The 5,012-nt window shown below is 60.3% G+C and carries 6 protein-coding genes; 2 read left to right on the top strand and 4 right to left on the bottom strand.

Going from position 1 to position 5,012, the window contains the following annotated elements; all coding sequences use genetic code 11:
* Positions 1–370 precede the first annotated feature (370 nt).
* Together GY725_10900 and GY725_10895 are read right to left on the bottom strand one after the other, a co-directional pair.
* The gene (locus GY725_10900) at positions 371–1,270 is read right to left on the bottom strand and encodes a hypothetical protein (GenBank protein MCP4004694.1); all 900 of its coding nucleotides are present in this window, start codon (positions 1,268–1,270) and stop codon (positions 371–373) included.
* A 287-nt stretch (positions 1,271–1,557) separates the two neighbouring features.
* Positions 1,558–2,121, bottom strand: a complete 564-nt coding sequence (locus GY725_10895; protein MCP4004693.1) for a hypothetical protein — start codon at positions 2,119–2,121, stop codon at positions 1,558–1,560.
* 101 nt (positions 2,122–2,222) lie between these two features.
* Here GY725_10895 and GY725_10890 point away from each other — a divergent pair, with 101 nt between their 5' ends.
* The gene (locus GY725_10890; protein ID MCP4004692.1) at positions 2,223–2,462 is read left to right on the top strand and encodes a hypothetical protein; all 240 of its coding nucleotides are present in this window, start codon (positions 2,223–2,225) and stop codon (positions 2,460–2,462) included.
* A 66-nt stretch (positions 2,463–2,528) separates the two neighbouring features.
* Here GY725_10890 and GY725_10885 read toward each other — a convergent pair whose 3' ends face one another.
* The gene (locus GY725_10885; protein MCP4004691.1) at positions 2,529–2,927 is read right to left on the bottom strand and encodes a hypothetical protein; all 399 of its coding nucleotides are present in this window, start codon (positions 2,925–2,927) and stop codon (positions 2,529–2,531) included.
* 75 nt (positions 2,928–3,002) lie between these two features.
* Here GY725_10885 and GY725_10880 point away from each other — a divergent pair, with 75 nt between their 5' ends.
* Entirely contained in the window at positions 3,003–3,368 is a 366-nt protein-coding gene (locus GY725_10880; GenBank protein MCP4004690.1) for a hypothetical protein, read from the top strand.
* Positions 3,369–3,386: 18 nt separating this feature from the next.
* Here GY725_10880 and GY725_10875 read toward each other — a convergent pair whose 3' ends face one another.
* Entirely contained in the window at positions 3,387–4,487 is a 1,101-nt protein-coding gene (locus GY725_10875; protein ID MCP4004689.1) for a hypothetical protein, read from the bottom strand.
* Between the last annotated feature and the right edge of the window lie 525 nt (positions 4,488–5,012).

Genomic DNA, 5,012 nt, shown 5'->3' with positions numbered 1-5,012 from the left:
TCCTGGAGAGCTGAGACGGACTCTCGGCCTCTGGATGGCCGAGAGAGCTACACGGAAGCCGCGGAGCGGAACTGTTGAGGACGAGGTCACGCCCAGCAGGCGTGATGAACTCTATCGGCTGCCGCCTCTGCCGATTCGGCCGGCACTTTAATTGGCGTCCTCGAGCTGACGGTCATGGCCGTCGCCGCGTGGTGGCTGACGATCACACGGGGCGGTGTCTCCGCGGACGCGACGGCGGTGCGGTCGGCTGTATGGATCGCCGCGATCACCACCGCGGCCCAGGCCGGCCACTTCGCCGAGGAGCTGACGACCGGCTTGCAAGAACACCTCCCGGCCGCCCTCGGCAATCGAGCTTGTGACAAGCAGCTAACTACGCTCCTCCCCCTTGCTCTCTACCGCTCTCAAGATAGCGTCGCCTCGCTTTCTTGATTGCCCTTTCCGCTGATGATCTCGAAAGCTTCAATCTCACCAGAGCTTCTACAAAGCTCTCGATTGGTTGATCAGCCGCGCCCTGTTCCGCTTGTTCTAATAACTCCTTGATCTTCAAGAGCCGCACAGGTCTCCTGGAAGCCCGCTCGATTCTCGCCTCGGCAATCGCCAGCAGGGCACCATACGGGATCTTCTCACCAAGAACTTCCGAGGGATGCGACCACGTTCGGCGCGTGCGGAGTTCCGCGAACATCTGATGCAGTTTGATGGCCTTCTCGTAATCACTGGTCTGAGCATCGCCGGCAAGACCATCGAGTTTCGCGAAGTCCTCTGCAAGCTGGGGATGAGAGCGCAGCACTTCGATCATACCCTCACGCAGCTCGGAATCCAATGGGCTGGCCGGATCCAGGAGTTGCACCAGTTGGGTAGATTTCAAGCCGAACATACCCGGCTTCAGAGCTGTGGGTTTCGGGCCGGTTTGAGCGCGATAGCGATGTGCCAGCTTTACGGCGGCAAAGAGGCGGCAGAACGATCCGAACTCAATCGCGGCCTGTGTCTTGGGAAGCCGCAGATGCAGGACGTTGTCCTTCCTGAATGGTTCAAGCATGTCGAGCGCCAACGATGTCATCAAATCCTGCGGACTGCCGAACTCCTCAAGTAGATGTATCGTGCTCTCCTGGTCCGGATAGGTAAGGCCGACGACAACGGCCATCAGTTCAGATTCCGAATGCTCGCCTCTGCGCAGAAAGACCATCTCTCGAAGTTCGGTCATGTCATCGGTAGAGATACTGCTGTCTCCCTCGTCCTTGAAACCATGTCGCCAACGCCGTGCGAGGTCCATGCTCGCTATCAGACGCGCTCCGATGGATTCCCCTATACCAAACTGCGTCAGGTCGATCGCACTGCCATATGTTCGCTCGACAAGCTCGATCAGCCCACCGGCCGCTTTATAGAGATCTGCGGCAAGGGCGACGGTAGACCAGCTCTTTCTTCGCTGTCCCGGGCGGCGCCGGGCACTGCCTCGGGCCAGAATAAGTGCGAGTAGGTGCTGATCCATAGTCTCTGTGGGATCAGTGAGCAGGAGATCCCGAATCTCCTGCGGCGTCTTTGGTTTCGGCATCTTCGTGCTCATGAATTCAGCTCTTGTGCTGCCTGCCGGAACCTGCTCAGCAAGACCTCGATCTTCTTCAAGGTCGAGTCCAGGAGTCGCGTCGTCGGGCGGTCGAGAACTTCCAGCTCCGTATTCAGCTGCGCTACCTCCTGCCGGAGTTTGTCGAAGAACTCAGCTCGACGCAGTTTCTCGAGAACTGCTTGGAGTTGATTCCGGTCTTCGGTCTGCTGCAGGCGAGCCTGCGCGATATGAATCAATGGCGCGAAGGGGATTCCGCGTTCTCCGCTGGGGTCGAGAATTTCGGCTGGATCGGACCATTCATCGCACGCTGTCAGGCGGTCGAAGTCTGCGTTGGCGGAAACGCCGTCTGCCAGGCGGTCATCGGTACCCCGCTTGATCGCCGCATCCCGGGCCATGGCCTCGGCGATCTCAACGTGCTTGCTGAAACGCGGGTCAGTCCGGATCACAGGACCGAGATGGCGTGCGGTCTCCGGCGGGACTTGGTCGCCACCGTCGACCAGGAGGGCCACCTCTTCGAGGGTCAAGAGATCCTCCGAGATCTCATGCTTCCGTGTTGTCATCTGCGGATCCTCCGTAGTACGGCAGTCGTTGCTGCCAGTGGTGATCTTCACTCCGAGGGCGAACAAGAGCTTCTCGGTGTCGAATCCGATACACTTCGCCAATGGCCAAGCGAAAGCCCGGCAGGACCACGGTCTCTCCGGGCGGTCTGATCAAGAAGTCCTTCTGGTTCCATCCAGAGGAGGTTCGTGTGCTCCGGAAGGCTGCGTACGAGCAGGAGATCAGCCAAGCCGAACTCGTACGCACCGCCGTTCGCCGGTACTTCGGGATGCCTGACGAGGCCAATGAGGACGACGAGTCTTCTCCTGGCGGTGTGTCGTCGCGGCCAGAAGACCGTAGCTGACACCGCTGCTGGAGAGCAGAATGCAGGTCAGTCGGCTCACGGCTGATTCCAGTCATAGCCTCAACCTCATAGCGCCGCTCGGCGCCAGTCGATCTCGAGCGCGATCTTCACAAGCACAAAGGCCAAGAGTGGAACTCCTGGAGGACCGTAGGCTTCCCGAGCCTCTTCGCTGAACAGCCTGCCGAACTCGACCTCGTAGAGAAACTCCACAAACGTCGCCGAGTCGTCCCACAGGCTCTGGAACGTCCCTGTCGTCTTCTCGTCAAGCGATTCCCCCTGGCGTCTCGCGACTGCTTCCAGATCTGCCAGTCGGTCATCGAAGAGAGTGCAGATCTCCTCGGCCACAGGTAACAGCTGCTGGAGCAGGCTCGTGGCAACAAGGTACGGATCAGCCGACATGGCTAGGAGCGAGGAGAGTCTGTGCGTTGCGCCGCCATATGCGCCGGTTGTCATGATGTATGGCACGCAATACTTATAGCACAGATGAAGCGGTGCCGCATAGCAGGCACGCCATACGCAGTTTCAGGTAGAATCCTTCCGATGCCGAGGAAGAAACCGGGCCGGGGCAAGACCACCGTCTCGCCACGCGGTCTCATCAAGAAGACCTTCTGGTTCCATCCGGACGAGGTGCATGTGCTCCGGAAGGCGGCATATGAGCAGGAGACGAGTCAGACCGAGCTCGTGCGCACTGCTGTCAGGCTTTTCTTCGACATGCCGCCTGAGGAGGAGGCCACCGGCGAGGATCTCGCTGAGGACGTCTCTGACGATGTCCGCAGCAGCCCCGCCCTGCGCCATGACCTTGAGCGTCTGCTCCAGGACTACACTCGATCACCCGAACAGGCTGTGCGGATTCTAGAGACTATCGACGATCCTACGGACGACGATGAGGAAAGCGGCGACGGTTGAGTCGCCGCTGTGGGCATATCAGTCCACTTTGCGGGCTGCTCGCTGAATCATCGCTCGGACTTTGGAGATCAGCTCAAGCGTTACCTGCCGATCGACTGCGGCGCTGTGGAAGAGCCGTAGGCCCGTCATCACTTCTCGGTTCGCTCGGAACGTCGCGAATAGCGGAAACATCTCCGCAGCCACCTCGACCAGTTCCTCGAACCTTCCCTGTCGGCATAAGAGCGCCGCCAGGTCAAGACGCACCAACGCCACTTCGTATGGGGCGCCGATCGCCACCAGGCCGTCGCCGGCCGTCCGGTAGGCGGCTTCTGCTTCGTCTTCGTGGTCGATCTTTTCTAGAAGCGATCCCTCCAGCCAGACAAGAGCGAGACCCGGTAGCGTGTCCTCTTTGAAGCCGATCTCTTTGGCCTGCTGGATCTGCTCGACCGCAGCCGCGATTTCTTCCGCGCTCGCCGCATTCCTGACGAGTGCCGCGCTGAGGTTATGCACCGCGCCGTAATGCGAGATGAAGCATCGCTTCGGGTCGATCATGTGCGCTGCGGCTGCGTAGTCTCGGATCGCTTCTCTCGATCTGTGATCCTCGAAGTACGTATCCCCTCTAGCCAAGAGCACACACCCGGCCAGGTGCTCGTCTGCCTCCCTACGGCAGATATACAGTGCCCGATTCTCCAGCATCCGCGCCTTCTTGAACTGGCGCTGATTCACCCGCAACAAGCCCCGTCGGCGCAATAAGTCGGCCACGTCTAACGGTGGAGCGCCCCAACTCAGCCCGCAGGCCAGCGTGTATGCGAGATCTGACTCCTTGAGTCTTGCGGTGCCTCGAAGCCTACTGCCGAGGACTGCGAATGCACGGCTCTTCAACAGCGTCTTCTCCGCTCCCCGCACATACGAGCCGGCGATGTTGTCGACCATCCGCACCGTCTCTCGCGCAACCTCGAGACCCCCCTGTGGATCAAGGAAGCCGATCTCGTCCGACTTCAGCAGTAATGCTCCGCACACCGCTGGCGTCCAGAGTCGCGTTTCCTGGGCAAGGAGTCCAAGATCATCGGGGAGAGACAGCTCTTCGAGGAGATCGAGATCGACCATGCCGTACCTTACCTCATCCTGTGTGCAGATCATCCGCTCGCTTGGCCATACTACCTGACAAAGGGGCGCGAGGGAGACATCGATCCCCCGCGCCCCGGCCGCTCGATCAGCTGTGAGGCGTCACGTTCAGCCCTGTCGTGTCCAGGACGTTACGCAGCCAAGTCCAAGCCTCCAGGAGCCAAGCAGCGATACCCTCCTCAGGTGGGGCGGTAACGCCATTCGGGACCACGTTCGGGCCGGCCGCGAAGACAGTGAGCGCTACGCTGCCAAGCAGCGCTAGCACTAAGACGAAGGACACAACACGAGTACGGGACATACGTCCTCCACTCGCACGGGAGCGCGTGTCGGCGGCATTGCCGGTCACCGTCCCGTCGCTTGGTGCCCGAGCTTAGACAACCACCATCGATTGGGGCCCGCGCCGGCCGGGGATCAGGCGCCTTTTCTACGCTTTTAAGGCACGCTATCTCTGAAGAACTCGGAATCGTCGCACAGAGCCGAGATGATCACGATCGATATCCGACCGCGCTCGGCGAGCTATAGTCCTCTCGAATCGGCTGG

Source organism: bacterium, from assembly GCA_024226335.1.
Taxonomy (GTDB): domain Bacteria; phylum Myxococcota_A; class UBA9160; order SZUA-336; family SZUA-336; genus JAAELY01.
The sequence above is the reverse complement of the archived record's forward strand: the minus strand, read 5'-3'. Positions and strand labels throughout refer to the sequence as shown.